The organism is Ellagibacter sp., from assembly GCF_048412355.1.
Classification (GTDB): Bacteria; Actinomycetota; Coriobacteriia; order Coriobacteriales; family Eggerthellaceae; genus Ellagibacter.
Map to the genome: position 1 here is coordinate 16,115 of NZ_DBFSAP010000035.1, position 23,407 is coordinate 39,521.

17 protein-coding genes, 1 tRNA gene and 1 other RNA gene are annotated in these 23,407 nt (G+C 62.5%); 8 read left to right on the forward strand and 11 right to left on the reverse strand.

Features of this window, described 5'->3' with window-relative positions; genetic code table 11:
• Positions 1–33 precede the first annotated feature (33 nt).
• Positions 34–873, forward strand: a complete 840-nt coding sequence (locus tag ACMRQN_RS04350) for a deoxyribonuclease IV (protein ID WP_418733968.1) — start codon at positions 34–36, stop codon at positions 871–873.
• Positions 874–1,137: 264 nt separating this feature from the next.
• On the opposite strand, the gene menD is transcribed toward ACMRQN_RS04350, so the two are convergent.
• Complete coding sequence (menD, locus tag ACMRQN_RS04355) at positions 1,138–3,048, reverse strand: 2-succinyl-5-enolpyruvyl-6-hydroxy-3-cyclohexene-1-carboxylic-acid synthase (RefSeq protein ID WP_418733969.1); 1,911 nt, start codon at positions 3,046–3,048, stop codon at positions 1,138–1,140.
• A 148-nt stretch (positions 3,049–3,196) separates the two neighbouring features.
• On the opposite strand from menD, the gene ACMRQN_RS04360 reads away from it, so the two are divergent.
• Positions 3,197–3,808, forward strand: a complete 612-nt coding sequence (locus tag ACMRQN_RS04360; protein ID WP_418733970.1) for a hypothetical protein — start codon at positions 3,197–3,199, stop codon at positions 3,806–3,808.
• Positions 3,809–4,036: 228 nt separating this feature from the next.
• Here ACMRQN_RS04360 and ACMRQN_RS04365 read toward each other — a convergent pair whose 3' ends face one another.
• The 4 genes from ACMRQN_RS04365 to ACMRQN_RS04380 form a co-directional block, all read right to left on the reverse strand.
• Positions 4,037–5,176, reverse strand: a complete 1,140-nt coding sequence (locus ACMRQN_RS04365) for an ABC transporter substrate-binding protein (protein WP_418733971.1) — start codon at positions 5,174–5,176, stop codon at positions 4,037–4,039.
• Between the two features lie 16 nt (positions 5,177–5,192).
• Positions 5,193–5,978: an ABC transporter ATP-binding protein gene (locus ACMRQN_RS04370; protein ID WP_158050159.1), complete on the reverse strand. Its 786-nt coding sequence runs from the start codon at positions 5,976–5,978 to the stop codon at positions 5,193–5,195.
• A complete protein-coding gene (locus ACMRQN_RS04375) occupies positions 5,975–7,015 on the reverse strand; it encodes a FecCD family ABC transporter permease (RefSeq protein WP_246155873.1) in 1,041 nt (346 codons plus the stop codon). Before ACMRQN_RS04375 ends, ACMRQN_RS04370 begins: the two co-directional genes overlap by 4 nt.
• 233 nt (positions 7,016–7,248) lie before the next feature.
• Positions 7,249–8,496: an isochorismate synthase gene (locus ACMRQN_RS04380; protein WP_418733972.1), complete on the reverse strand. Its 1,248-nt coding sequence runs from the start codon at positions 8,494–8,496 to the stop codon at positions 7,249–7,251.
• 306 nt (positions 8,497–8,802) lie between these two features.
• Between ACMRQN_RS04380 and ACMRQN_RS04385 the strand changes: the two genes are divergently transcribed.
• From ACMRQN_RS04385 to pknB, 5 genes are all read left to right on the forward strand, one after another.
• Positions 8,803–9,867, forward strand: a complete 1,065-nt coding sequence (locus ACMRQN_RS04385; RefSeq protein ID WP_418733973.1) for an FhaA domain-containing protein — start codon at positions 8,803–8,805, stop codon at positions 9,865–9,867.
• 15 nt (positions 9,868–9,882) lie between these two features.
• Positions 9,883–10,296 carry an FHA domain-containing protein gene (locus tag ACMRQN_RS04390; RefSeq protein WP_158050157.1) on the forward strand — a complete coding sequence of 138 codons (414 nt, stop codon included), beginning with the start codon at positions 9,883–9,885 and terminating at the stop codon, positions 10,294–10,296.
• Positions 10,296–11,615 carry a Stp1/IreP family PP2C-type Ser/Thr phosphatase gene (locus ACMRQN_RS04395; RefSeq protein ID WP_418733974.1) on the forward strand — a complete coding sequence of 440 codons (1,320 nt, stop codon included), beginning with the start codon at positions 10,296–10,298 and terminating at the stop codon, positions 11,613–11,615. The genes ACMRQN_RS04390 and ACMRQN_RS04395 overlap by 1 nt, the downstream gene beginning before the upstream one ends.
• Complete coding sequence (locus ACMRQN_RS04400) at positions 11,612–14,428, forward strand: FtsW/RodA/SpoVE family cell cycle protein (protein WP_418733975.1); 2,817 nt, start codon at positions 11,612–11,614, stop codon at positions 14,426–14,428. Before ACMRQN_RS04395 ends, ACMRQN_RS04400 begins: the two co-directional genes overlap by 4 nt.
• A 72-nt stretch (positions 14,429–14,500) precedes the next feature.
• Entirely contained in the window at positions 14,501–16,498 is a 1,998-nt protein-coding gene (gene pknB, locus ACMRQN_RS04405; RefSeq protein WP_418733976.1) for a Stk1 family PASTA domain-containing Ser/Thr kinase, read from the forward strand.
• Between the two features lie 104 nt (positions 16,499–16,602).
• On the opposite strand, the gene ssrS is transcribed toward pknB, so the two are convergent.
• From ssrS to ACMRQN_RS04430, 5 genes are all read right to left on the reverse strand, one after another.
• Positions 16,603–16,776: non-coding RNA, 6S RNA (gene ssrS, locus ACMRQN_RS04410), on the reverse strand.
• A gap of 99 nt (positions 16,777–16,875) precedes the next feature.
• Positions 16,876–18,315 (reverse strand): ATP-binding protein, encoded by a 1,440-nt coding sequence (locus tag ACMRQN_RS04415; RefSeq protein WP_418733977.1) that lies wholly within the window; start codon positions 18,313–18,315, stop codon positions 16,876–16,878.
• Complete coding sequence (locus ACMRQN_RS04420; protein ID WP_418733978.1) at positions 18,312–19,004, reverse strand: response regulator transcription factor; 693 nt, start codon at positions 19,002–19,004, stop codon at positions 18,312–18,314. Before ACMRQN_RS04420 ends, ACMRQN_RS04415 begins: the two co-directional genes overlap by 4 nt.
• A gap of 172 nt (positions 19,005–19,176) precedes the next feature.
• Positions 19,177–20,130, reverse strand: coding sequence for an ATP-binding cassette domain-containing protein (locus tag ACMRQN_RS04425; protein ID WP_418733979.1), 954 nt, complete (start codon positions 20,128–20,130; stop codon positions 19,177–19,179).
• Between the two features lie 143 nt (positions 20,131–20,273).
• Positions 20,274–20,360 (reverse strand) — tRNA-Leu (locus tag ACMRQN_RS04430).
• 67 nt (positions 20,361–20,427) lie between these two features.
• On the opposite strand from ACMRQN_RS04430, the gene ACMRQN_RS04435 reads away from it, so the two are divergent.
• Entirely contained in the window at positions 20,428–20,670 is a 243-nt protein-coding gene (locus ACMRQN_RS04435; RefSeq protein ID WP_418733980.1) for a hypothetical protein, read from the forward strand.
• Between the two features lie 1,141 nt (positions 20,671–21,811).
• Here the strand turns inward: ACMRQN_RS04435 and ACMRQN_RS04440 are convergent.
• Positions 21,812–22,534: an ATP-binding protein gene (locus tag ACMRQN_RS04440; RefSeq protein WP_418733981.1), complete on the reverse strand. Its 723-nt coding sequence runs from the start codon at positions 22,532–22,534 to the stop codon at positions 21,812–21,814.
• Between the last annotated feature and the right edge of the window lie 873 nt (positions 22,535–23,407).

Below are 23,407 nucleotides of genomic sequence, written 5' to 3' on the forward strand. Positions count from 1 at the left end.
TAAAATGTCGTCGAAACAGGAGAAAGGACGCACATGCTCACCATCGGATGTCATTTATCGGTCGCGAAGGGCTTTTTGGCGATGGCGAAAGACGCCGTCTCGATTGACGCGAACACGTTCCAGTTCTTCACGCGCAACCCGCGCGGGGGCAAGGCGAAGGCAATCGATCCCGCCGACATGACCGCGTTCCACGAGTTCGCCGCGGCACATGGCATCACGCGCATCCTGGCGCACGCGCCCTATACGCTCAACCCGTGCTCGAAGACTCCCGAAACGCGCGAGTTTGCGCGTGCAACGCTGGCGGACGACCTCGTGCGAATGGAAGAAACGCCTGGTCAGCTTTACAACATGCATCCGGGAAGCCATACAGGGCAAGGCGCCGACACCGGCATCGAAATGATCGTCGACGCGCTCAACGAGGTGTTGCGCACCGACCAGACGACCACGCTTTTGCTCGAGACGATGGCGGGAAAAGGAAGCGAAGTCGGACGCACGTTCGAGGAAATCGCGCGCATCATCGATGGCGTGAAACTGTCCGACCACGTGGGAGTTTGCCTTGACACCTGCCACATATGGGACGCTGGGTACGACATCGCGAACGATCTTGACGGCGTTATCGACGAGTTCGACCAGGTCATCGGGCTTGACAGGTTGCGCGCCATCCACCTGAACGACAGCCTGAACCCCTGCGGCGCGCACAAGGACCGCCATGCCCGCATCGGGGAGGGGCACATCGGCTTCGAGGCGCTCTCGGCAGTGACGAAGCACCCCGCGCTGCGCGATTTGCCCTTCTATCTGGAGACCCCGAACGACAAGCTCTCGGGATGGGGCGAGGAGATCGCAGCCCTGCGCGCCGCTTGGGAAAACGAATAACGGAAGGCGCGGCGAGTCTCGGGAGGGGGGCACCCCAGAAGCTCTCAGCCATGAAAGACGACCTCGTGCCGCGACACCATGGAATTCGCTTTGCAGGCGGCATGCCGAGCCGCGGGAGGGGCTCTTCGGCGGCGCCCACAAAGCGAGTTCCGCAGCGAAGCGAGGACTGTTTGAGCGACTGGGCGTTGCCGAAGAGCCTCGCCTGGGCCGCCAGCCGATTGGAGCGAAGCGCAGTTGCGAGCGAGCCCTTCCCAGATCGCAACCCTATTGGTACGCTCGATAGCGGGCCTTGAGGCCAGAAAGCGGCAGCTTCACCTCGATGAGGCTTATGCCCGGCGTCCCGAGCATCTCCCCGTAGACCTGCGAAAACTCGCTCGGAGTGCCCACTTTGCGATAAGGCACGTTGAAGGCCGCCGCCGCGTGGGAGAAATCGACGTCCTGCGGCGCCGAGAACAGGCGCGCGAAGTACGGCTCATCTGACGCCTGCGGGAGCATCTCGAAGATGCCGCCGCCGTTATTGTTCAACAGCACCACGACGATGCTCGGAGCAGGCTTGCCGTGCTCGGCCGCAACCTGGGCGGTTTCGCGCTGGAGCGCAAGCCCGCCCAAGTCATGCTGCAGCGTGAAATCCCCAGTGAGGAAGGTTGTCTGCTCGAAATGCTGCGCGACGCCAAGGGCGGTCGACACCGTGCCGTCGATGCCGTTGAGCCCTCGGTTGCACAGCACGGCAAGCGGCTTGTCGCCTTTCACGTAGAAGGTGTCAATCGCGCGAATCGCCATCGAGTTCGCGGAGAACAAGCACGACCCCGCAGGTGCCGCCTTCAGAATCTCGCGCACGTACGCGCCTTCGGGACGAAGAGCGACGGCAGCGGACTCGGGCTCGGCGCCTCCTGCAACCTCGGCCCCGTCGGCAGCGTTGCCCGTCGCCCTCTCCTGCGAATCTTCCTCCACCGAAAGGATGCGCGCCCGTTCGGCCGCGTTCGCCTCGCGCCACGCGGAAAGGAAGCCCGCGCTCGCCTGCGCGTCGCAATCGCACGCCAGCAAGGATCGCACGAAATCAATCGGCGAGCAAGCGACGAACAGGTCGGTCATCGCGTTGAAATCGCGGGTTTCACCTGCGTCTACGACAATCTCAATGGGACGCGCCGCGGCAAGCTTCTGCACGCAGCGCTTCGATACGGGGTAACGCCCGAAGCGGATGACCACCTCCGGTACGGGGAAATCGTCGTGCCCGAGCACATTGTCGTAGTTGTCGATGACCGCCTCGTCGCCAAGCGAGCGCAGTCCCGAAAGCGGGTCAGCCAGAAGCGGCAAGCCGTACGCCTTCGCCCACGCCGCCACCTCGCGCGCCTCTTCCAAGCTCTCGCAAGTGCCCTCGCCCGCAAGCACCAGCGCGCGACGCCCGCAAATAAGGGCCTTCGCCTGATCGCACGCCGCTGCCGAAAGGCGGCTTACCGCAGCGACCTCGGGCCCGACAACGCCCGCCGCCCCCGCCAAGCCACCCGCGCCATCAAGCGCGCTGCGCCCGGCAGAGAAGACCCTGGGCGTGGAAAAGTCAGGTTTCAGCGGCTCGTCGAAGGGGAAGTTGGCGTGCACGGGGCCCGCCATGCGCGAGCACGCGCGCGAGGCGACAGCATCGCCTTCGAGGGGGAGACATCCCCCGGGAAGCGCGCCCAGGACAAGCTCGCGAGCAACCTGGCGCGCGAAGGCGACCGCGCGGGGCGAGTCCTCCGCAAGAGGCATCTGGATGAAGCGGCGCACGTGGTCGCTGTAGGCTTTCACCTGGTCGCACGTTTGCGGCGCGCCAAGTCCCTGCAGGTGAGGCGGCCTGTCCCCCGAAAGCACGATCAGCGGCACGCGCGAGGTCTCAGCCTCGAGCACCGCGGGGTAGTAGTTCGCGAGCGCCGTACCCGAGGTGCACACAAGCGCCACGGGGCGGCCCGACGCCTTCGCCAACCCCAACGCGAAGAACGAGGCGCTTCGCTCGTCGATGTCCACATAAACAGTCATGCGCTCGGGCTCGCGCCTGCCGAGCTCGTACGCGCACATGGCGAGCGCCGTTGAGCGCGAACCTGGGCTTACCACCACCTCGCGAACACCCCAACGTGCAAGCTCGTCGAAAAACGCCGAAACGACGAGCGCCGTAGCCTGCTGTACCGAAGATGTCTCTGCCATCTCGCATTACCTTCCTTCGCCCGAGCCCGAAAGCGCCCGCACGCAACAGCCCCGCGACCGCATTTTTTCGCGGAGCATGCCGATGATTGACCTTGAAGAAGTATACTTTCGCCAACGACGACGTAAAAGGAAACACGAGGAGGCCGGCGTGCTTTTCATACTGACAGGTGATACCCAGATAGGCAAGACGCGCTGGCTTAAGAGCACGTGTCGAAAGCTCGCTGCCGACGGCATCCCCTGCGCGGGCGTCGTGGCGCCCGGCGTTTGGGTACCCTCAGAACACGGCGACGCCAACGGGTTCGAGAAGCTCGGAATCGACAACCTGCTCCTGCCGCAAGGTGAGTGCATCACCTTTGCCCGCAGGCGCGACCTTGCGCAGGCCGAGGGAATGTTCGACCCGAACAGCCAAAGCGCGCAGATGCAGCTGGGATGGGAAATCTCCGACGATGCGATAGCGCAGGTAAACGCCCATTTCGACCGCATCGCCGCCCGCACCCACCACAACGGACGCCAAAGCCTGCTCGTCGTCGACGAGCTCGGGCGTCTCGAGCTCATACGAAACCAGGGGCTCACAAGCGCGCTCGCCCTGCTCGACGAGGGTCCCAACCCCGCCTTCCCCCACGCGCTCATCGTGGTGCGCGACGTGCTGGTCGACCTGGCGCGCGAACGGTTCGCGCCCGCATGGGGCGACCCAGCGCTCGTAAGTCCCACGCAAGATGCGGAAGAGGCAATCCGCCGCGCGTTCAAGGCGACCAGCTAAGCGCGGGACCGCGCCCGCCACGTGCGCCGCGCGACCCCGCCGGATGAGGACGCACGCGCGACCCCGCCGGATGAGGACGCACGCAAGACCCCGCCGAATGCAAGGCGCATCCGCCGCGCATCTCAAGCGCGCCCATCGCATTCCACGTTTCCCCACAACATAAGACGGGCCCGAGGCGGCAAAGCGCTCGGGCCCGAACATCACCGCTCGCAAGGAGCAGCTCGCAACCTACTTCGTCGGAACTGCGTGAGCCATCAGCTCGGAAATGTCCGCATCGGTAAGGTCGTAACCGTAGAACGTCTTGTAGTAATCCTTCGCCACGTCGGTCACGCTCGTGGAGAACTTGCCCGGGTAAAGCACGCGGGGCAGCCACTGCATGCCGAGCACCTGGTTCACCGACGGCGGGCTCGACAGCCAGTTGTAGGGCGTCTTCGGTACCTGATAGTACGACCCGCTCTTGATAGCCTCGAGGGAAGCCCACGTCGGATCGGTACCGGCGGCCTCGTAGAAGTCTCCCGCATCCTTGCCGTTCGTGGCGAACAGGATGACACCGGGGTTCCAGTTGGCGATCTGCTCGAAGCTGACCTCGTTGCCCGTGCCCGAACCGGTCGCCTTCTCGACGACACCGATATTGTTGGCGCACATGTCGACGACGCCTCCCTGGTAAGCGCCCTTCGCGATGATGTTGAGGCCGGAGTCGCCCACGCAGTAAAGCACGTTCGCGCGCTCCGATTCGGGAATGCTCGCCATCACCGAAGTTGTCTCGTCATATGCCTTCTTGCAGTAATCCGCAAGTTCCTTCGCGCGGTCAGTCGTGCCCAGAAGCTCGCCGAGCATTGTGTAAGCCTTGTCGTAGGAGTCAAGCGACGACGCGATGTGGACAACGGGGATGCCGATCTGGTCCTGCAGCGTGTCGAGATCGTCCTTCATTCCGTCTTTCGCCTCGCCCACGTCGATCACGACCTGCGGATCGGCTGCGGCAACGGCTTCCTTGTTGAAGTCGCCCTTGCCACCATAAATCTGACCGAAAACATCGAGCGACGCATATTCGCTACCCAGGTATTTTGCCTGATCGTCCGCGATTTTAGTTGCAAGGCCGACCATCTTCTCGGGAGCGATCGTCAAAAGCACGTTCTGTGCGAGCGGGCCGGAAGCCGCCACGCGATCGATCTGCGCGGGAAGCTCCACTTCCCGTCCGAGCGAATCCGTGAAGGTGCGCGTTGCCGGCGCCTCGGCCTGCGCATCGCTTTTCTGGTCGCTTGACTCCTTCTGTCCACCGGAACATCCGGCAAGCGAGAAGGCGAGCGCGAGCGCCATCGCAGTCGCCGCGATTGCGAATCCGATGCCGCGCTTCTTCGTCATCTCCATTCTTCCTCCTACAATCCTATTCTTCCCTGATTTCGCTTGTAGGCACGCATACGCGCACCTTGTCGCCATATAGTGAGTTGACCTCGACTTCCACACCGTAGATGCGCCCCACCAACTCGGCGGTGATCACATCCTTCGGGTCGCCGTACGCCTCAACGGTGCCGTCGTACACCACGAGCGTCTTATCAGCAAAGAGAAACGCCTGGTCAGGCTGATGAGTTGACTGCACGATGGAAAGACCCTCGCGCGCAAGCTGCTTCACGCACGACAGCACGCGCACGGTGTTGCCGTAATCGAGCGCGCTCGTAGGCTCGTCCATCACGATCGTCTTCGCGTTCTGGGCAAGCGCGCGGGCAATCAGAACGAGCTGCTGCTCTCCGCCGGAAATGTGGGTGTACATGCGGTCCGCCAAATGCCCGATGCCGATGCGCTCAAGCGCTTGTTCCGCCCGCTCGACCTGCTCGCGGCCAGGCGTCCCGAATATTCCCACGTCGGCGCCCGTGCTCATGAGCACGACGTCGCGCACCTTGTAGTTGTACACAGGGGCGTGGGTTTGGGGGATATAGGAAATCTCTCGCGCGCGCTCGCGCACCGAAAGATCGCGCAAGTCCTTGCCGTTTACGCGAATGACTCCCTCGTAATCGCTGTTCAGGCACAGGATGCAGCGAAACAACGTCGACTTGCCCACGCCGTTGGGCCCAAGCACGTTCACGAGCACGCCGTCCGGAATGCTCGCATTCACGTCGCGCAGCACCTGATGCTTCCCGTAAGAGAAGCTCACATGTTCGATATCTATACTCAAATCTTACGCTCCCTCGTGATGAGATAGAGGAAGAATGGCGCGCCGACGAACGCGGTCAGGATGCCGATGGGAATCTCGGACGTTGCCACAAGGCGCGCGATGTCGTCCACAAGCAGAAGGAAGCTCGCGCCCATAAGCATGCTCGCTGGCAAAAGCTTGCGATAGTCGCAACCCACGAGCATACGGCACAGATGCGGAATGACCAGGCCGACCCAGCCCACCATGCCCGACACCGCCACGCTCGACGCAGTGACAAGGGTGGCCGCAAGCAGAACGACGACGCGCATCCGCTTGGCGTTCACGCCCATCGTGGCGGCCTCGTCGTCGCCCATGGTAAGAATGTTGATGCGCCAGCGCATGGCGAACAGCACGACGCACCCGATGATCATCGGGGCAGCGACTAGCGTAACGTCGGACATCTTGGCGCTCGTCAAGCTTCCCATCAGCCAATACGTAATTGCGGGAAGCTGATCGGTGGGGTCTGCGATCAATTTGGTGAACGAGACGCCCGCCTGGAACAGTGAGCTCACCATAACGCCTGCGAGCACCACGACAAGGATGCGGTTCCCCTTCGCCCGGCTCGATATGAGCAGCACGAGGAACACCGTCGCGATAGCGAAGCAGAACGCGAACAGGCTTGTGGCGAACGCGCTCGCCCCCAAAAGGATGGCGATCGCGGCTCCAAGCGCCGCGCCTTGGGACGCGCCCAGGATATCGGGCGACACGAGCGGGTTTTGGAAGGTTCCCTGGAACGCCGCACCCGCGGCCGCAAGGCAGCAGCCCACCATAAGCGCAAGCAGGATACGCGGCAGACGGACGTTGAAGAACAGCGTCTGCTGCTGGTTCGTCCAAAACTGGTCGATGGGAAACACCTGGCCAAGCAGCATGCAAATGGCCTCATGAGGCTCGATAGGGAATTTGCCGAGCATAAGCGAGACCGACGTGATGACAACCAAAATCACGGCAAGAGCCATGATGACGAAATCTTCGCGCAGGGAGATTCTTCTCCCCGTATCTGTTCCCTCGAGCTTCGGCACATCGTCCCCTTCGAATAATGCTACTCCCGAAATATAGACAAATATGCAGAATTACACAAACGGGAATATCTCGAAATAGGGACGATTGTGAGACACGTGACGAGAAGATTCCCAGGTGGAGAACGGAATTGCGTTATATTGATTATTCTGTTAATAGGCTATTCTATTTTGTGTCTGATTGTTGGCACATGCTCGGCAAGTTCTCGCCGCAAGGAAGACGACCGCAACCCTCCCTATTCCCCGAACGCGCTCAAGATGGTCTTGAGCTTCATGTCGATCTCGTCGAACTCGTCGTCGGCAACGCTGCCCTCGACGATGCCGCACCCGGCGTACACCCAGCCGCCTTCCCCATCGAACACGCCCGTGCGAAGACCGACCGAAAATGCACCGTCACCTGCGCCGTCGATGTAGCCGCACGCGCCGGCGAAGAATCCGCGGTTGTACGACTCGATCTGGCGGATGAGCATCTTCGCCTCACCAACAGGCGTGCCCGCCACCGCAGGCGTGGGATGCAGATCGCCCACGAGCTCGGGCAGATTCACGCCTTCGAGCACCTTCGCGCTCACCGGGGTGTGAAGATGCTGCACGTGGCGCAGCGAGAGGATCTGCGGATCGCACGGGATGCGCACGTCGTGACAGATGCGCCCCAGGACCTCGCGCATGAAGTGGACGACGTGCTCGTGCTCGGCGCGGTTCTTCTCGTCCGCCATAAGCTCGCTTGCCAGCTCGCGAGCGCGATCAGGGTCTTCGGAAGCAGGGCACGTCCCCGCCAGGCACATGCTCTCGAGCTGCTGGCCGCGCTTGCGAACGAGCAGCTCGGGCGTGCAGCCGCAGAAGAACACGTCGGCGTAGCGGTAGAGCACCACCGTGCCGCGCGCGTCGCCGTCTATCAAGTTGACCAGCAAATCCTTCGAGGAGAACGGATGCTCGGCGCGAAGCCTCTGCCTGCGCGAGAGCACCACCTTGCCAACGCGCCCCGAACGAATCGCCGAAAGCGCGGCGTCCACTTCCGATCGCCACTGCTCGCGAGAGTCGCGCTCCAACGTAAACGGCACCGTTACACGCTCGCGGCGCGGAGCGCCTGCCGCCTGGCGCGCGAAACGCGCGATGCGGCCCGGATACACGGGGGAGAGGCTGTTCACTTGCAACATGCGCCCGCGCTCGTTTTCCACAAGCACCACTTCGGGCAGCATGAACCGAAGGCGCGGGAACGCTTCGAAGAGCTCGTCGGTCGCCTTGGGGTTCTCCGCGTCGAAGCGATTGAACGAGAAGAACACGGGCGGCTGATCGATGGGCCCCTCGATTTCGTATTCCACGTCGTCCATCTGCGATAACGCGATGCAGCGTCCCAAGCCCATGTAGCGGTTCGCGCTTTGCTTGTCGTAGTAGACGAACTGGTCGGTGAAGCCCTTCTGCAAAAGGCAGAACCCGTCGACGATGTCGGAATCGATGGGCTGGGAATACGAGTAGATGCGCGTCATGGGCAATCCTTTCGGGAAACTTGTTGCCGCCAATTATATCGATACCGGGCGCCCGTGCCACAGCATGCGCGAAGCGAGGATACCGAAGCGAGTCGCCCGTCGAGAACCGCACGCCCGCCCGCCTTCCCGTTCCCCCTGCGCGCCCTTCCCACGCCGCCGTCGCGCACCCGCCCCATCGCCTTCCCCTTCCCCTGCGTTTTCCCGACGCGAATCCGCTGATTGAGTGACAATTCGGTAAAGCTTGAGCCCTCTTGCCCGCTTTGTGGCAACATGGAGACTTCGAAAACACCGCGCGAAGGAGATGAGATGGGCTTCCTGTCCAAATTCGAAGGCAAAATGGAAGACACGTTCGAGGGCGCAGCCGACAAAATGGCGAACTCGCCGTTGTCGCCCGTGCAGATTGCCAAGAAGGCGGAAAAGCAGATGCGCCGCAACAAGATGGTCGGCGCAGGAAAGCAATACGCTCCGACGCTCTACACCGTGCTCGTGAACGCCGACGACGACGAACGCCTGTTCGGCTACTACCCCACCCTCGCGGGCGAGACCGAGACCTACCTTTCCGCAAAGGCGGCCGAAGAGGGACTTCTCATGGACGGGCAGCCGCTCGTGCGCTTCATCGTCGACGAGGGCCTTCGCCACGGCAAGTTCGACGTGGTGGCAGAGCCCGTCGCCGCACCCCTCATCGCGCAGCTCCGCGCCGAGGAGATGGCGCGCTACGGCATCGGCGCCGCGCCGGCGACCAACCGCTACGGCGCCCCCGCTGGCGGATATGCCCCTCAGCCGCAGGCCGCCCCGTACGCCGGCGGCTACGATCAGCCCGCATACGACGACTACGCCGAAGACGACGGCTATTCCGACTACGACGACTACGATGGCTATGACGGCTACGACGATTACGACAACTACGACGACGACCAGCCCTTCGAGTCGCAGGAAGAACCTGGCTGGGCAGAACCCCCGATGAACCGAGGGGAATCCTTCGCCGGCGCAGGCGCCGCAATCGCGGGTGCCGCAGCGCAGGGAGCACCCCAGACCATAGTCTTCCCGCAGGAAGCAGCGCGCCGCGAGCAGCCTCGCGCCCAGAAAGGCGGAGCCGCGCTCATCGACACGACGCACGGCAAGACGTTCCCGCTTTCCTCCGCGCGCCAGCTCATCGGCCGCGAGTCCAACTGCGACATCGTCATCCCCGACATCAACGCGAGCCGCACGCACGCTGAGCTGCGCTTCGAGCAGCCGGGCGTGTGGGTTCTCACCGACCTCGGCTCCACGAACGGCACGCTCGTGAACGGCCGCCAGATCACCTCGCAGGTGCTGCAGGGCGGCGAGCGCATCGTCATGGGAACCACCAACCTTCAATTCGTGATCGGATAACGCGAAAGGCACATCGTGATCGACACCGTATTGCTCATCGCGCGCCTGTTGTTCGTGGCGCTTCTGTACCTGTTCCTGTTCGCCATCATGAAAACCGGCGTGGGACTCGTCCGCGGACAGCGCAAGAAGGAGCGCTCGTGGAACCTGTCGATCGAGCGCGGCCCGAAGGAGCTTCGCGGTGTCTCCATCGCAGTGCGCGGGCCGGTTGTGGTCGGCCGCACGCCCGGCGCCGACATCGTGATCGGAGCCGGATACGTTTCCGCACGTCACGCATGCTTTAATCCCATGGGGCAGAACCTGTTCATCGAAGACCTCGGCTCAACCAACGGAACCGCCGTCAACGGCAAGCTCATCGCCGGGCCCGTAGCCCTGAAGAACAACGACGTCGTGAACATCGGCGACGTCGCCATCCGCGTTAGGTTCGCATAATGCCAGTTCAGAACGAACAATCATTCAATCACGACCCGCATCGCGCAGCACGCGGGGAACGCCCCTCGAGGGGGCACCGCCCGAGCGGGCGCGGGCGCCGAGCGTCTTCGGCGACGTTCGGCAGCAGAACCGACGTCGGCTGCGTGCGCGACCACAACGAGGACTCGCTCGTCGTGGCGCCGCCGCTGTTCGTAGTGGCAGACGGCATGGGCGGCCACGCCGCAGGCGAGGTTGCATCCGAAATCGCCGTCAACGTCATCGCCGAGCGGGCGCCGGAGCATCCCGACGCGAACGAGCTCGGGCGCGCCGTCCAGGCCGCGAACCACGCGATCCTGAAGGCGGCGCACGAAGGGCGCGGTCGCGAGGGCATGGGCACCACCTGCACCGCCGCCATGCTCGAAGGCGAGCGCCTCGTCATCGCGCAGGTGGGCGACTCGCGAGCGTATCTGCTCCACAAAGGGAAGATCCAGCAGCTCACGCGCGACCACTCGCTTATGGCCGACCTCATCGAGGCCGGGCAGCTCACCCCCGAAGAAGCGCGCGTCCACCCGCAGCGCTCGGTCATCACGCGCGCGCTCGGCAGCGACCCGCGCACCGTGGCCGACCTCTACGAGATCAACGTCGACGCTGGCGACCGCCTGCTTTTGTGCTCGGACGGGCTTTCGGGCATGGTGCTCGACCAGGACATCGAAGCGATCTTAAATCGCGTCTCAGACCCGCAGCGCTGCGCATCGCAGCTGGTAAACGAGGCAATCGCCGCCGGCGGCCATGACAACGTGACCGTCATCGTGGTCGACGTGAAGGGCTTTGCCGAGAAGCGTCGCCGCAAAGTGGCGCGCAAAACGAAGATCACCGTTGCATTCGTCCTCGTCCTGCTCGCGGCGATTGTGGGCGGTGCGGCATACGGGCTGAACTACTGGATCAACACCGCGGCATATCTCGGCATTGACCAGGGGAAAGTCGCGATTTACCGCGGAGTTCCCGGCGAGTTCGCGGGGATGAGTTTCTCAACGCTCGAGAAGACGACCGACATCGACGTGGACGACCTGCAGCCAGGCCTTGCCAATCGCCTGGCGGAGAACTCCATCACCTGCGACAACGTTGAGGCTGCCGAAAGCCTCGTTGCCGAATACGAACAGGAAGTTTTGAACAAGAAGCAGACCGAGGACGAGCGGGACCGCACGCGCGACGAGGCGCAATCCGACGACTCGAAATCCTCGGGGCAAAGCGCTTCCGCCACCGCAAGCACCGCCTCAAGCGAGAAGACGCAAAACGACGACACATCCCCCAGCACATCGGGAAGCGGTGATGCCGCATGACGAGGCGTAACATAGAGCTCATCTTGCTGCTCATCGCGTCGCCGCTCGTCATCTTGATGTTCGCGATGCTCGCAATCAACGAGGGGCAAGCGCTCGACATGCAGACCCTCGGCGTACCGATTGGCATCTTCGGCGCCTTCGTCGTGGCCCATATCGCCACGCGCATACTCGCCCCCGAAGCCGACCCCGCCATCCTGCCGATCTCGTTCGCGCTCTCGGGCATCGGCATCGCTTTCATCACGCGCGTAGCGCCCTTCTCCGACAGCCCAAACATGGCCATCAACCAGGTCGTCTGGCTGTTCTTGGGCGTCGTGCTCATGATTGCGGCCATGGCCTTCCTACGAAATCCCGACCGGCTCGCCAACTACAAGTACACGCTCGCCATCGTCGGCGTCATCCTTTTGCTCTCGCCGATGATTCCCGGCATCGGCCAGGAAATCTACGGCAGCCGCATCTGGTTGCATGTGGGCGGATTCTCCTTCCAACCAGGCGAAATCGCGAAGATCATCATCGTGCTCTTCCTTGCCGGCTACCTTGCGCAGAACCGCGAGATGCTCTCAGTGTTCACCTGGCACGTGGGCCCGTTCCGCCTGCCCGACATCCGCACGCTCCTGCCGCTGCTCCTCATGTGGGGCGTGGCAATGCTCATCGTCGTGTTCGAGAAGGACCTCGGCAGCGCACTCGTGTTCTTCCTCGTATTCCTGGTCATGCTCTACGTTGCCACGGGAAAGAAGTTCTACCTGGTCATCGGCTTGGGCCTCGTTGCCATCGGCGGCGTGGGAGCCTACTTCGCCTTCGACCACGTGCAAACACGCGTCGCCACCTGGCTCAACCCCTTCGCCGACGCGCAGAACACCGGCTACCAGCTCGTGCAAACCATCTACTCGCTTGCCGACGGCGACCTGTTCGGCACGGGAATCGGGCGCGGCATGGCGGGCGGCGGCAACGGCATCACCCGCATCCCGGTCGTGGAAAGCGACTTCATCTTCGCGGCCATCGGCGAGGAGACGGGGCTTTTGGGCGCGGCGGGCCTGCTGCTTTTGTACCTGTGCTTCGCGATTCGCGGCTTCGTGACCGCAGCGCGCGCGAAATCGGACGTGAGCTCGCTTATCGGCGCGGGCCTCACCTCGATCATCGTGCTCCAGGCGTTCATCATCGTCGGCGGCGTCACCAGGCTCATCCCCCTCACCGGCATCACGCTCCCCTTCGTCAGCCAAGGCGGCTCATCGCTGCTCGCCGCGTTCATCATCGTCGGATTCCTGTTGCGCTGCGGCGACGAGGGCACGGGCTCGTCTTCCGAGATCATGAACACCACGACCATCATCAGCGCGAACAGCGTGCTCGGGCGCGTCTCGCTCGGCAAGCGCCTCACGCACACCATGATCGTGTTCTCGCTCATGTTCGCGGCGCTCGTGGCGAACCTCACGCTGATCATGGTCGTGCAGGCGAGCGACTACCAGAACATGGCGGCAAACAACCACACCATGGCGCGTGAGTCGAAAACCGAGCGCGGCACCATTTCCACCTACGACGGGACCATCCTCGCGCAGAGCGTCAAGAACGACGACGGCACGTACTCGCGCGTCTACCCGGCGGGCGACCTCGCAAGCCACGTGGTGGGTTACACCTCGTCGAAGTACGGAACGAGCGGCATCGAGGCCAGCTACAACGACACGCTCAAGGGCGAGAAGAACTTCGCGTCGATCACCGATGTCGTGAACTCGCTTTCGGGCGTGGGCACCCCTGGCAACGACGTCACGCTCTCCATCAACTCGCAGATTCAGCAGGCGGCGCAAGATGCGCTGGCCAACGATTCGGGCGCCTGCGTGGTCATGGACCCGAAGACGGGCGCCGTGCTCGCGATGGCCTCGGCCCCGACTTACGACGCCACCAACATCGACCAGGTGATAGCCGACGCCGCAAGCTCGGGAGCGAATTCCACAAGCTCGAGCGAGCTGTACAACCGCGCGACGCAGGCACTCTACGCGCCAGGTTCCACGTTCAAGATCATCTCGCTCGCCTGCGCGCTGCAGGAAGGCATCGCCACCGAGAGCACCATGTTCGAGTCACCCTCGTCGATGGATATCGGCAACGCCGCCGTCACCAACTTCAAGAAGCACGACTACGGCACGATTTCGCTCGCACGCGCGACCGAGCTTTCCTCCAACGTCGTCTTCGGCCAGCTCGGCGTGCAGATCGGCGCGGAGAACCTCGTGAACTACGCGAAGCTCTTCGGCTTCAACATGGACATCGACTTCGATCTGCCCCTCGCGACCTCGGTCATGCCCGACGCGAAGGACATGACCACGTGGGAGACCGCTTGGGCGGCGGCGGGCGAGCCCGTCGGCGAGAGCAAGACCGCCAACCATCCGAGCCCCGCAGGCCCCCAGGCCACCGTGCTCGAGATGGCGCTCGCCGGCTGCGGCATCGCCAACGACGGCGCGATCATGCAGCCCTACCTGGTCGACGGCATCTACAACGCCGACGGCAAGCGCGGCTACACGGCCACCCCGAAGAAGCTCTCGCAAGCGGTGAGCGCCGACACGGCAAGCCGCGTGCGCACTGTGCTCGAGGGCGTCGTGAACAACGGTACCGGCACTTCCGCCCAAATCAGCGGCGTGACCGTAGCGGGCAAGACGGGCACGGCCGAGCACGACGGGTACAACGACGTGTGGTTTGTCGGCATGACGCCGTCGGAAAACTGCAACGTCGTCGTGGCGATCGTGATCGAAAAGGGGCAATCCAGCGAATACGCCGCTGCTAAGGCTCGAGATGTGATGAAAACGGCGTTGGAAGTACAAGGCGATTTATAATTTGGTATGCTAATACGAACCGGCATAAATGAAACAAAGACGCAGCACAGCAGGGAAGTTTAAGGAGCAAACGTGTCTAGCGCAGCGATGACAGGCAGAATCTTCAACAACAGGTACCAGATCACCGAGCGCATCGGGATCGGCGGCATGGCCGAGGTGTACCAGGCTCAGGACAACGTCCTCGGGCGCCGCGTTGCCGTAAAGGTGATGCTGCCCCAATACGCATCGGACGCCGCGTTCGCGCAGCGCTTCCGCCAGGAGGCCGCGTCGGCCGCCAACCTGCAAAGCCCCTACATCGTGAACGTTTACGACTGGGGCCAGGACGACGGCACGTACTTCATCGTCATGGAGTACATCCGCGGCACCGACCTCAAGACCGGCATCGTGCAGCGAGGCGCGCTCAACCAGCGCAAGGTCGCCGAAATCGGCTCGCAGGTGTGCCAGGCGCTCTCCGTCGCCCACAACCAGGACATCATCCACCGCGACATCAAGCCGCAAAACATCATGGTCCAGCCCGACGGCAACGTGAAGGTGATGGACTTCGGCATCGCGCGCGCGAAAAACTCGGTGAACGCCAAGACGTCCACCGTTCTCGGCACGGCGCACTACATCTCGCCCGAGCAGGCGCAGGGCAAGGAGCTCACCGCCGCAAGCGACATCTACTCGCTTGGCGTGGTGCTCTTCGAGGCCGCGACGGGCAAGCTCCCCTTCGACGGCCCCGACGCCATCAGCGTCGCCATGAAGCAGGTCAACGAGGAGCCGCCGCTGCCCTCCGACTTCAACCCCGACATCGACCCGGGCCTTGAGAGCATCATCGCGAAGGCCATGCAGAAAAACCCCGCAGACCGCTTTGCCACTGCGAACGACATGCGCCTCGCGCTGAACGACTTCTTGGCGGGCCGCCCCGTGAAGCTTGCGGGCGCCGCGGTGCCGGGCGGATTCACGAGCGCGCAGACCCGCGTGATGAGTCCCATCGAGGGCGGCGCGGCAGGCGCCGACAGCACGATGGTCATGCCCCAACCCGTGAAGCCCGTGACCCACAGCGGCCAAACGAACTACCACGGAGCCAACACTCCGAACATGCCCGAGGACAAGGGCGGCAAGAAGACGGGGCTCATCGTGGCCATCGTGGCAGCCATCGCCGTCATCGCCATCGCCGCACTCGTCTTCTCCGGCGTCTTCGCATCGGGCGACCCCGTGCCCAACGTGAAGGGCAAGACGCTTGAGGAGGCAACGACGATCATCGAGAAGGCCGGCTTCGAAGTGGGCACCACCAACGCCGTACACGACGACAGCGTCGCGGCGGGCAGCGTTGTGAGCCAGGACCCCGCAGCGGGAACGAAGAAGCCCGCGGGAACGAAGATCAACCTGAACATCTCGCAAGGCACCGAGCAGGTCACTGTGCCCGATTTGACGAACAAGACGCCTGATGAGGCACAACAGCTTTGCGACAAGGTGGGCCTCACGATGAAGGCGGGCACGCCCGCCTACGACGACAAAGTCGAGAAGGGCAAGATCTCCTCGCAGGATTTGAAGGCGGGCGACAAGGCAGCGAAGGGCTCCGTTATCACCTACGTGCTCTCGCTCGGTTCCGAAAAGGTCGCGGTGCCCAACGTGGTCGGCAAGTCGCAAAGCGATGCGATGGCCGCACTGAAGAACGCCGGCTTCGAGGTGTCCGTTTCCGAGGAGGCAAGCTCCGACGTCAAGCAGGGCAACGTTATTCGCCAGTCGCCGACTTCCGACGAGAGCCTCGAGAAAGGCAGCACCGTCTCCATCACGGTGAGCTCCGGCAAGAAGTCCTCCGAGGTGCCCAATGTGGTCGGCAAATCCGAGGGCAGCGCGCAAACCACGCTCGACAACGCTGGGTTCAGGGTATCCACCGAGTACCAGAGCAGCGATTCGGTCAAGCAAGGCAACGTCATCAGCCAAACCCCCGACGGCGGCAGTTCGCTCGAGCCAGGCAAGACGGTGCACCTGGTCATCTCGACTGGCCCCTCTTCTTCGGGCGGCACGTCGGGCGGCGGATCCAGCAATGGCGGATCGGGAAACAACTCGAGTAGCAGCAACTAGAATCAACGAAGGGCCTCGCACTGCGGGGCCCTTTCTCGTTCAAGGCTGAGAAACTAACTCTCTATGGGCACGCGCCAAACCGGGCAACCGCCCCTAGAGCGCAAAAAAGCTCCGCCCCCGACAAGTCCAGGGTGAACCCACCTCGAAAGGTGGGTGCTCGCAGCCAGCTTTCCGGCTTTCGCATCAACGGACGCGAATCTCCGTTCCACAGGCTATCTTGAGCTCCCTGCATATAAAACGTCGGTCCACCGCATGTATGACTGCGGGAGCGGAACCTACCTTCAGTATAAGGACGATGGCGTTCAATTAAAGTCTTGACATGCCGCGGGTTCCATAGTTTGATGAAGAAAGAGCGTGCCGTTTCAAGGCACCCCAATCTAGGCCGTAGGTATCCTCAGGATGAACACGGTACCTTTGCCCTCTTCGCTTTCCACCCGAACGCTGCCCTTGTGGTACATCACGGCATGCTTGACGATCGCAAGCCCAAGTCCCGTGCCGCCGGTCTCCTTCGAACGGCTTTTCTCCAAGCGATAAAAGCGCTCGAAAATTTTCTCCTGCTTGTCCTCTGGGATGCCCGGACCAGTGTCGCTCACGCGCACGACGGCTCGCATGCGGCCGCGCTCCCCCGCAGGCAGCGCACGGATATCGTCGGCCTGCTCCGCCGAAGTGGGAAGCTCCAGCCGAATCGAAACGCTCACGCTTCCACCTTCATGGTTGTAGCGAATCCCATTCTCGACCAGGTTATACAGCATCTCCTCGACCAGCGTCTCGGAGCCGGCGATGCACGCCGAGTCTCCGCTCACCTCAACCGACACGCCGCGGTCGTGAGCAAAGCTCGAAAGCCGCCCCGCCACTCGCTTGGAGGCTTCCAGCATATCGATAAGCGTCGCGGACTCGCCATCGAAGGACGTTTCATCGAGACGCGAGAGCGTCAGCACCTCGTCGATCAGCGCGCGCATCGACTGCGCCTCGTCGTAGATGAGCCCCGCGAACTTCTGGCGGTCAGCGGGATCGACCATGTCGTTCCTCATGAGCTCGGCATACCCCGAGATTACTTGAAGCGGCGTCTTCATCTCGTGGCTCACGTTGCTCGAGAAATCGCGTCGCATCGTCTCAGCGCGCGCGAGATCCTTGTTCTGCTCGCGAAGCTGTCGCTGTTGGTCGTCGATTCGCTCGAGTAGCGGGTCCATTTCTTCGTAGATCTCGTTCTCGAGCGGGTTGGCGAAGTCAAGCGCATCAATCGGCTGCATAATGCGCGACGTCAGCCGTTGCGACAGCAGGAACACGAGCATAATCGCCACGAGAAGCGTAAGCGCGATCGGCCCCATCATGCCGCCAAAGAACGCGACCAGGGACTCGCGCGTCTCGGACAAGCGCACGACGTCCCCGTTCTGGAGCTTCACCGCAGAATACAGCGTCACGGTGCCAAGCGTGCTCGAGTAGCGGGACACCTCTCCGCGCCCACGCTCGTCGGCTTCGCGCACCTCAGGGCGGTCGGCGTGGTTTTCCATCGCCGAAGCATCAGCCACGCTGTCGTAGAGCACCGTGCCATCCGTATCGATAAGCGTATAGCGGAAGGCATCGGAAAACTGCTGCGAAAGGGCCTGTTCGCACGCCTGCGAGTCGAGGTTGCCCAGCGATGTTGCAACGTTTTGCGCCGCGGAGGAAAGGCCCTCTTCCGCATCGCGCTCGTAGGTGGTATAGAAGATCGCCGACATAGCGGTGCCGAAGACGAACAGGACGATCAGCGTGAAGGTGAGCACGCTGCGGAAGATGCGGTTCGACAGGCTTTTCACGTTGTTATGGGTCGGACTCATGATGCGCCCTTCATCGTGTACCCGACGCCGCGAACGGTGCGGATGAGCTCATCGGCGCCCGACGAGGCTGCGTTGAGCTTCTGCCTCAGCGTTTGAATATGCACATCAACCGTGCGCGTTTCACCCACGTAAGTCACTCCCCACACGTCCTCGAGCAATCTGCCGCGCGAAAGCACCCTGCCCTCGCTGCGCATCAGCGCGCGCAGCAGGTCGAACTCCTTGAGCGTCAGTGCCACGGGGTTTCCCCCGACGCTCACCGTATGGGCGGACGAGACCAGCTCGATCGGCCCGTTAACGAGCGTGTCGTCGGCGCTCACGGCCGGCGCCTGCGCGCGACGCAGCAGCGCGTTTACGCGAGATACCAGCTCCATCATGCCGAACGGCTTCGCCAGGTAATCGTCGGCGCCCGCATCGAGCCCGCACACCTTGTCGAATTCGGTGCCTTTCGCTGTGAGCATCATAACAGGGATGTTCTTCGTCGACGGCAGACTGCGCAACTCGCGGAGAATCTCAAGACCGTCCATTTCGGGGAGCATGATATCGAGCAGCACCAAATCGGGCGACTTCTCGTCACAGGCCTTGAAGAAATCGCGGCCGCATGTGAAGCCGGCAGCTTCGAATCCTGCCTGCTTGAGAGCGTAGACGGTAAGGTCTCTAATGTTTGTGTCATCTTCGACGTAGTAAATCATGCACGCATCCTGTCCAACGACCCGCGCGTCGGCGCGCGCCGCATTGCTTATGTAACGTGTATCCATCATCGCGCCAATGCGTCAAGCGCGCGTCGAAGCTTTGTCATGGATGCGTAAAGATGGAAAGCGGGGCGAATCCGAAACTCCGCCCCGCATGAGGAAAGGGCACCTGTTATGCGATTCGACCTTCGAAGAACGCCCGCGTCCGATAATCCGCGCTTGCGGAATTGAGCTGGGGAAGGGGTCCGGCCTCAACGGTGCGGCCTTGCACGAAGACGACGCCTTCATCAGCGCAAACCCTCGCAAAGCGCGGGTCAGACGTCGCGAGCACCACAGCACATTCCGTCTTGCGCGCAACCGATTGCAAAGCCTGGCTCATTGTAAAGGAATCCACCTGGTCAAGTCCCGTTGCAGGTTCCGAGACGAGCAGTACGAGGGGACGCTTCGCAAGCGCGCGGGCGATAGCGACAAGACGCCTCTCAAGTGCGGGGAGCGAGCTCACTGCGCGATCGAGATGGTCTCCCAAACGCCTTTCCGCATCGAGCGAGCGCAGCACGCGGTCGATCTCGGCGGCAATCGCGGCATCGTCGTGAACGCCTCTCTGGCGGATGGAAAATGCGATGGCGTTGCGAACGCTCTGCAGCTCGAAGGAGCCGCCGAAAAACACGCGGGCAACCTTCTCGCGGGTGCAATCGGCACCGAGCGTGCGGTAAGCGTCATGTCCGCAAAGCTCGATCAAGCCGCCCATGTCGACAGTCCGAGCGCCGGGAAGCGTGCATCCCAGTGCGTCAAGCATGGCCGCGATACCGCATCCTCGCGGGCCGCAAAGCGCCGTGACCTTGCCTTTCGCAATATCGAAAGAGACGTCCTCCAACGAGGTGAATGCACCGAGACGCAAGGTGAACTTGCGCACGCGAACGAGCGGCGTTGCGGATTCGCGGCTTTCGCATGCCGCGCGATGAGCCAGGACACCCAGACCGTTGCGAGCAGCACATGAGGAATGCGGAGGCTCGCAAATCCTCTTCACGCCCCTTGCGGCTTTTCGAGGCGCCGCGCTTTCCGCGAGCAAGCGCTCTGCGGCCTCGACGACCTCTCGGGTTTCGGCACTTCTCTTCTCTACGAGCATGGCGTTCGCTTTCCGTCATTCGTCATCGGCAGATGCAACCATGTTCGCGCATGCACGTCAAAGCCTTGTTGGATGCTCGTTATATCTGAGTAAAATGCAGGAAATAAAAAAGCCAGCCGAGAAAGGCTGGCGAGTGTTCAAAATGGTGCGGGCGAAAGGACTTGAACCTTCATGGGGTTGCCCCCATACGGACCTGAACCGTACGCGTCTGCCAATTCCGCCACGCCCGCACATCTGCCTCAGGTATTGAAGCGGTTGATTATGTTACTCCACTTCTTTGCTGCGCGCAAGGGGGTTTTGCTCTTTTTCTGCCATCGCCCGCGCGGCTTGACGCTCGGCGCGACGGCGGATCTCTTCTTCGCGCTGCGCCCGCGCCGCTCGCTGCTGCTCGACGAGGCGCTGGGCCTCGAGGGCCGCGCGCTGAGCTTCGCGGTCGGCGCGCTGACGCTGAGCAACCCTCGACGCCTCGGCACCATGGCGCCCTCTCACGGGCGCTCCCTCGCCCGCACTCGCACCATCAGGCGAAACACGGGATGCTGACACCTCTCGGGAACCGCTTGCCCGCGATGGCGCACCCTGCGCATCATATGCTTGAGCGGCTGCATTGCGAGTGGAGCGTGACGCTTGGGGAGAAGTTTCTCTCGCTGCGGCTGCTTGAGCGCGCACACGCGATTGCGGCCCCGTCTCACCAGGCCAAGAGCCCTTTTCCTCGCCACGAGGGACAGCGATGTTCGCCCGACGCTCGGCGCGCGCCGGAGTGTAGTCCGCCATGGCAGCGCGACGCTCCGCACGAGCTCTCCGCTCTGCCCGACGCTCAGCAAGAGTTGACTGGCGCGGCTTCGTTTGCGCTGCCCGAGAACTTTGCGCCGCCTCCGCCCGAGCCGTTTCACGAGCAGACGCCGTCGCAGCCGACGGGCCCTCGGCGCCACGAACCGGAACACGGTAACTTCCAGGAATGTACCCTTGACCAGCATCAGTCGGTACGCCCGCTGCAGAGCCGTGAGAAACAGCCTCTACGTCCACGGGAACGGAACCGCCTGCCGATCGCGCCGCCTGCTGAGCAGCAGCCTGAGGCCGACCTTGCGGAGGCATACTGGCGCCCGATGGCCGCTGCTGCCCGCGAGGGCGCGGCGCCCCCAGACGTTTTCCCACCTCATGGTTCAGCTTGGCGAGATTCTGCCGATCGATTTCCACATCTTCGGCCAGATTGCGAACTTCCTGATTAAGCTTGAGCGTCATCGCAATCACCACGACGACGGCAATTGCCATCACGATCAAAATCGCCATCATCAGCAAGGGCGAATTCGGCAATGCGCCCACCTCCGTCTTTCGCACGCCTATTTCCACAGATGATACCACGCCTCATCACGCGAAATGAAAAAACGCCCCGAGCCGTCAAAACGAACAAGCTCGGGGCGCAAAGTGGGAAGCATATAGCTCGCAGGCGGATTCGAACGCACGGGTCGCGCATGGCTTGAGCGGGTCGAGCGCTCAGGTCGAGCACGGGCTCGTGCCTCGCAGCGCGGCAGGCGTCGAACAGACGCAAGACGCCACTAGCACAAGGCAGGCTATCGGCACGAGACTTGCTTCCGATGCGAGATTGGCGCTGGCGAATTCACGGATACGCTGGGGGAGAATTCAAGCACGTGCCAGCTGCGGCTTTCCCAATTAACGCGTGCCTCTAGAGAACCTCGCCACGCACGGAGAAGGTAACCACCTCGAAGGGAAGCTTCTTGCCACTGGCGTCGAGCGCGTTCTCCGCGGCGCGCTGCAGCCCGCCGCAACAGGGCACTTCCATGCGGCAAACGGTGACCGAGCGAATGTCGTTCATCGCGATGATGGCCGACAGCTTCTCGGTGTAATCGACCGCATCGAGTTTGGGGCAGCCGATGATCGTGACCCGACCGCGCATGTAGCGATCGTGGAACGATGCATAGGAAAACGCCGTGCAATCAGCGGCGATGAGCAGGTCAGCTCCCTGGTAGTAAGGAGATTGCAGGGGCATGAGCTTTATCTGGCACGGCCATTGGGCAAGCTGGCTTGGTGCCTCGGCTTCGGAGGATGACTGCGTCTTTTCGGGAGCGTGGAGCATTTGGGCGCGCGAACCGGGGCAACCCCCGCCAAGGTCGCCGGAACCGCCTTGTCCCGTATGCGCGGCGTGAGCTTTCGCCGCCTGAGCTGCGACCACGGCCGCCTCATCATAGGGAAGCGCCTCGCGTTCGACAAACGTGATGGCGCCCGTCGGACACGAGGGCAGGCAATCGCCCATGCCATCGCAAAAATCGTCGCGCAAAAGCTTCGCCTTGCCATCGACGATGCCGATCGCGCCTTCGTGGCACGCATTCGCGCACAGGCCGCAACCTGTGCATTTGTCCTCGTCAATATGGATAACCGTTCGAATCATAAACTCCCCCTCTATCGCTTGCCTTGCCACGGGTCGAGGTTGATCAACCCGTGAACCGACCGACCCACCCACTGGCCATCACCGATTCAGCCTATCACCGAGCAGTCGGGACCAGCCTAATCCTCGCGGTCGGGGTCGGCACCTCTTAGCGGTCGAACCAGCCCGTCCCAGTAGTCGGAACCAGCCAAGCCTCATCCGCCACATGTTGACCCGATCCGTGATTTCTGCGAATTATATGCTACTGATTTACTATCATATGCGCATTCACGCCATCGACAACAAATGTCCACGATAGCTCGCGAGCACTAGGCCGAGTTCGTGGTCAACTGGACGAGTTGTGCGCGCCCGGAAGGCCAAACGGGAGCGCTTTTTCGCGAAGCGAACGCGCCCTAGAAGCCCCGTAGCAACAAAAGGCCTGGTCACAAATTCTCCCAGCGGTAATCGAGCGAAAGAAAACGTCGCACAACTCGTCCAGTTGATCACCAACTAAGGGTTTTGCTCCATCCCGCCGCCTGCGACCGCCTGCTGCGAACGCCTTCTTACTCGGAATCGCATCGTCGTGGACAAAAAGCAGCGATATGTGAGTGGAATCGAATAGCTAGCTTCTTTCCAGAAATTCTGACCTGGGGGGATACCTCCGAAAGCATGGCGAGCAATCACTCCCGAACGCAGAGGCTCACATATCGCCATTTTTTGTCCCTCGCACCCTGATTTCCGAGAAGACGATATGAGCAGGACACAGTAAATTGAGAGCCCCTGCTGCATGACTTTCCGTGGATTAGGCCGACAATGGAAGGTGTCTAGTCAACCGTGGCGGCCACGCCGCACTCATGGAAGGGGCTCTCATGATGATGAATGTTACCACGTTCGTAG

Excerpts from the sequence above, each read along its gene's own strand:
- ACMRQN_RS04350 (WP_418733968.1), top strand. The coding sequence starts at position 34 with ATGCTCACCATCGGATGTCATTTATCGGTCGCGAAGGGCTTTTTGGCG.
- menD (WP_418733969.1), bottom strand. The coding sequence starts at position 3,048 with ATGGCAGAGACATCTTCGGTACAGCAGGCTACGGCGCTCGTCGTTTCG.
- ACMRQN_RS04365 (WP_418733971.1), bottom strand. The coding sequence starts at position 5,176 with ATGGAGATGACGAAGAAGCGCGGCATCGGATTCGCAATCGCGGCGACT.
- ACMRQN_RS04380 (WP_418733972.1), bottom strand. The coding sequence starts at position 8,496 with ATGACGCGCATCTACTCGTATTCCCAGCCCATCGATTCCGACATCGTC.
- ACMRQN_RS04385 (WP_418733973.1), top strand. The coding sequence starts at position 8,803 with ATGGGCTTCCTGTCCAAATTCGAAGGCAAAATGGAAGACACGTTCGAG.
- ACMRQN_RS04395 (WP_418733974.1), top strand. The coding sequence starts at position 10,296 with ATGCCAGTTCAGAACGAACAATCATTCAATCACGACCCGCATCGCGCA.
- ACMRQN_RS04400 (WP_418733975.1), top strand. The coding sequence starts at position 11,612 with ATGACGAGGCGTAACATAGAGCTCATCTTGCTGCTCATCGCGTCGCCG.
- ACMRQN_RS04415 (WP_418733977.1), bottom strand. The coding sequence starts at position 18,315 with ATGAGTCCGACCCATAACAACGTGAAAAGCCTGTCGAACCGCATCTTC.
- ACMRQN_RS04420 (WP_418733978.1), bottom strand. The coding sequence starts at position 19,004 with ATGATTTACTACGTCGAAGATGACACAAACATTAGAGACCTTACCGTC.
- ACMRQN_RS04425 (WP_418733979.1), bottom strand. The coding sequence starts at position 20,130 with ATGCTCGTAGAGAAGAGAAGTGCCGAAACCCGAGAGGTCGTCGAGGCC.
- ACMRQN_RS04440 (WP_418733981.1), bottom strand. The coding sequence starts at position 22,534 with ATGATTCGAACGGTTATCCATATTGACGAGGACAAATGCACAGGTTGC.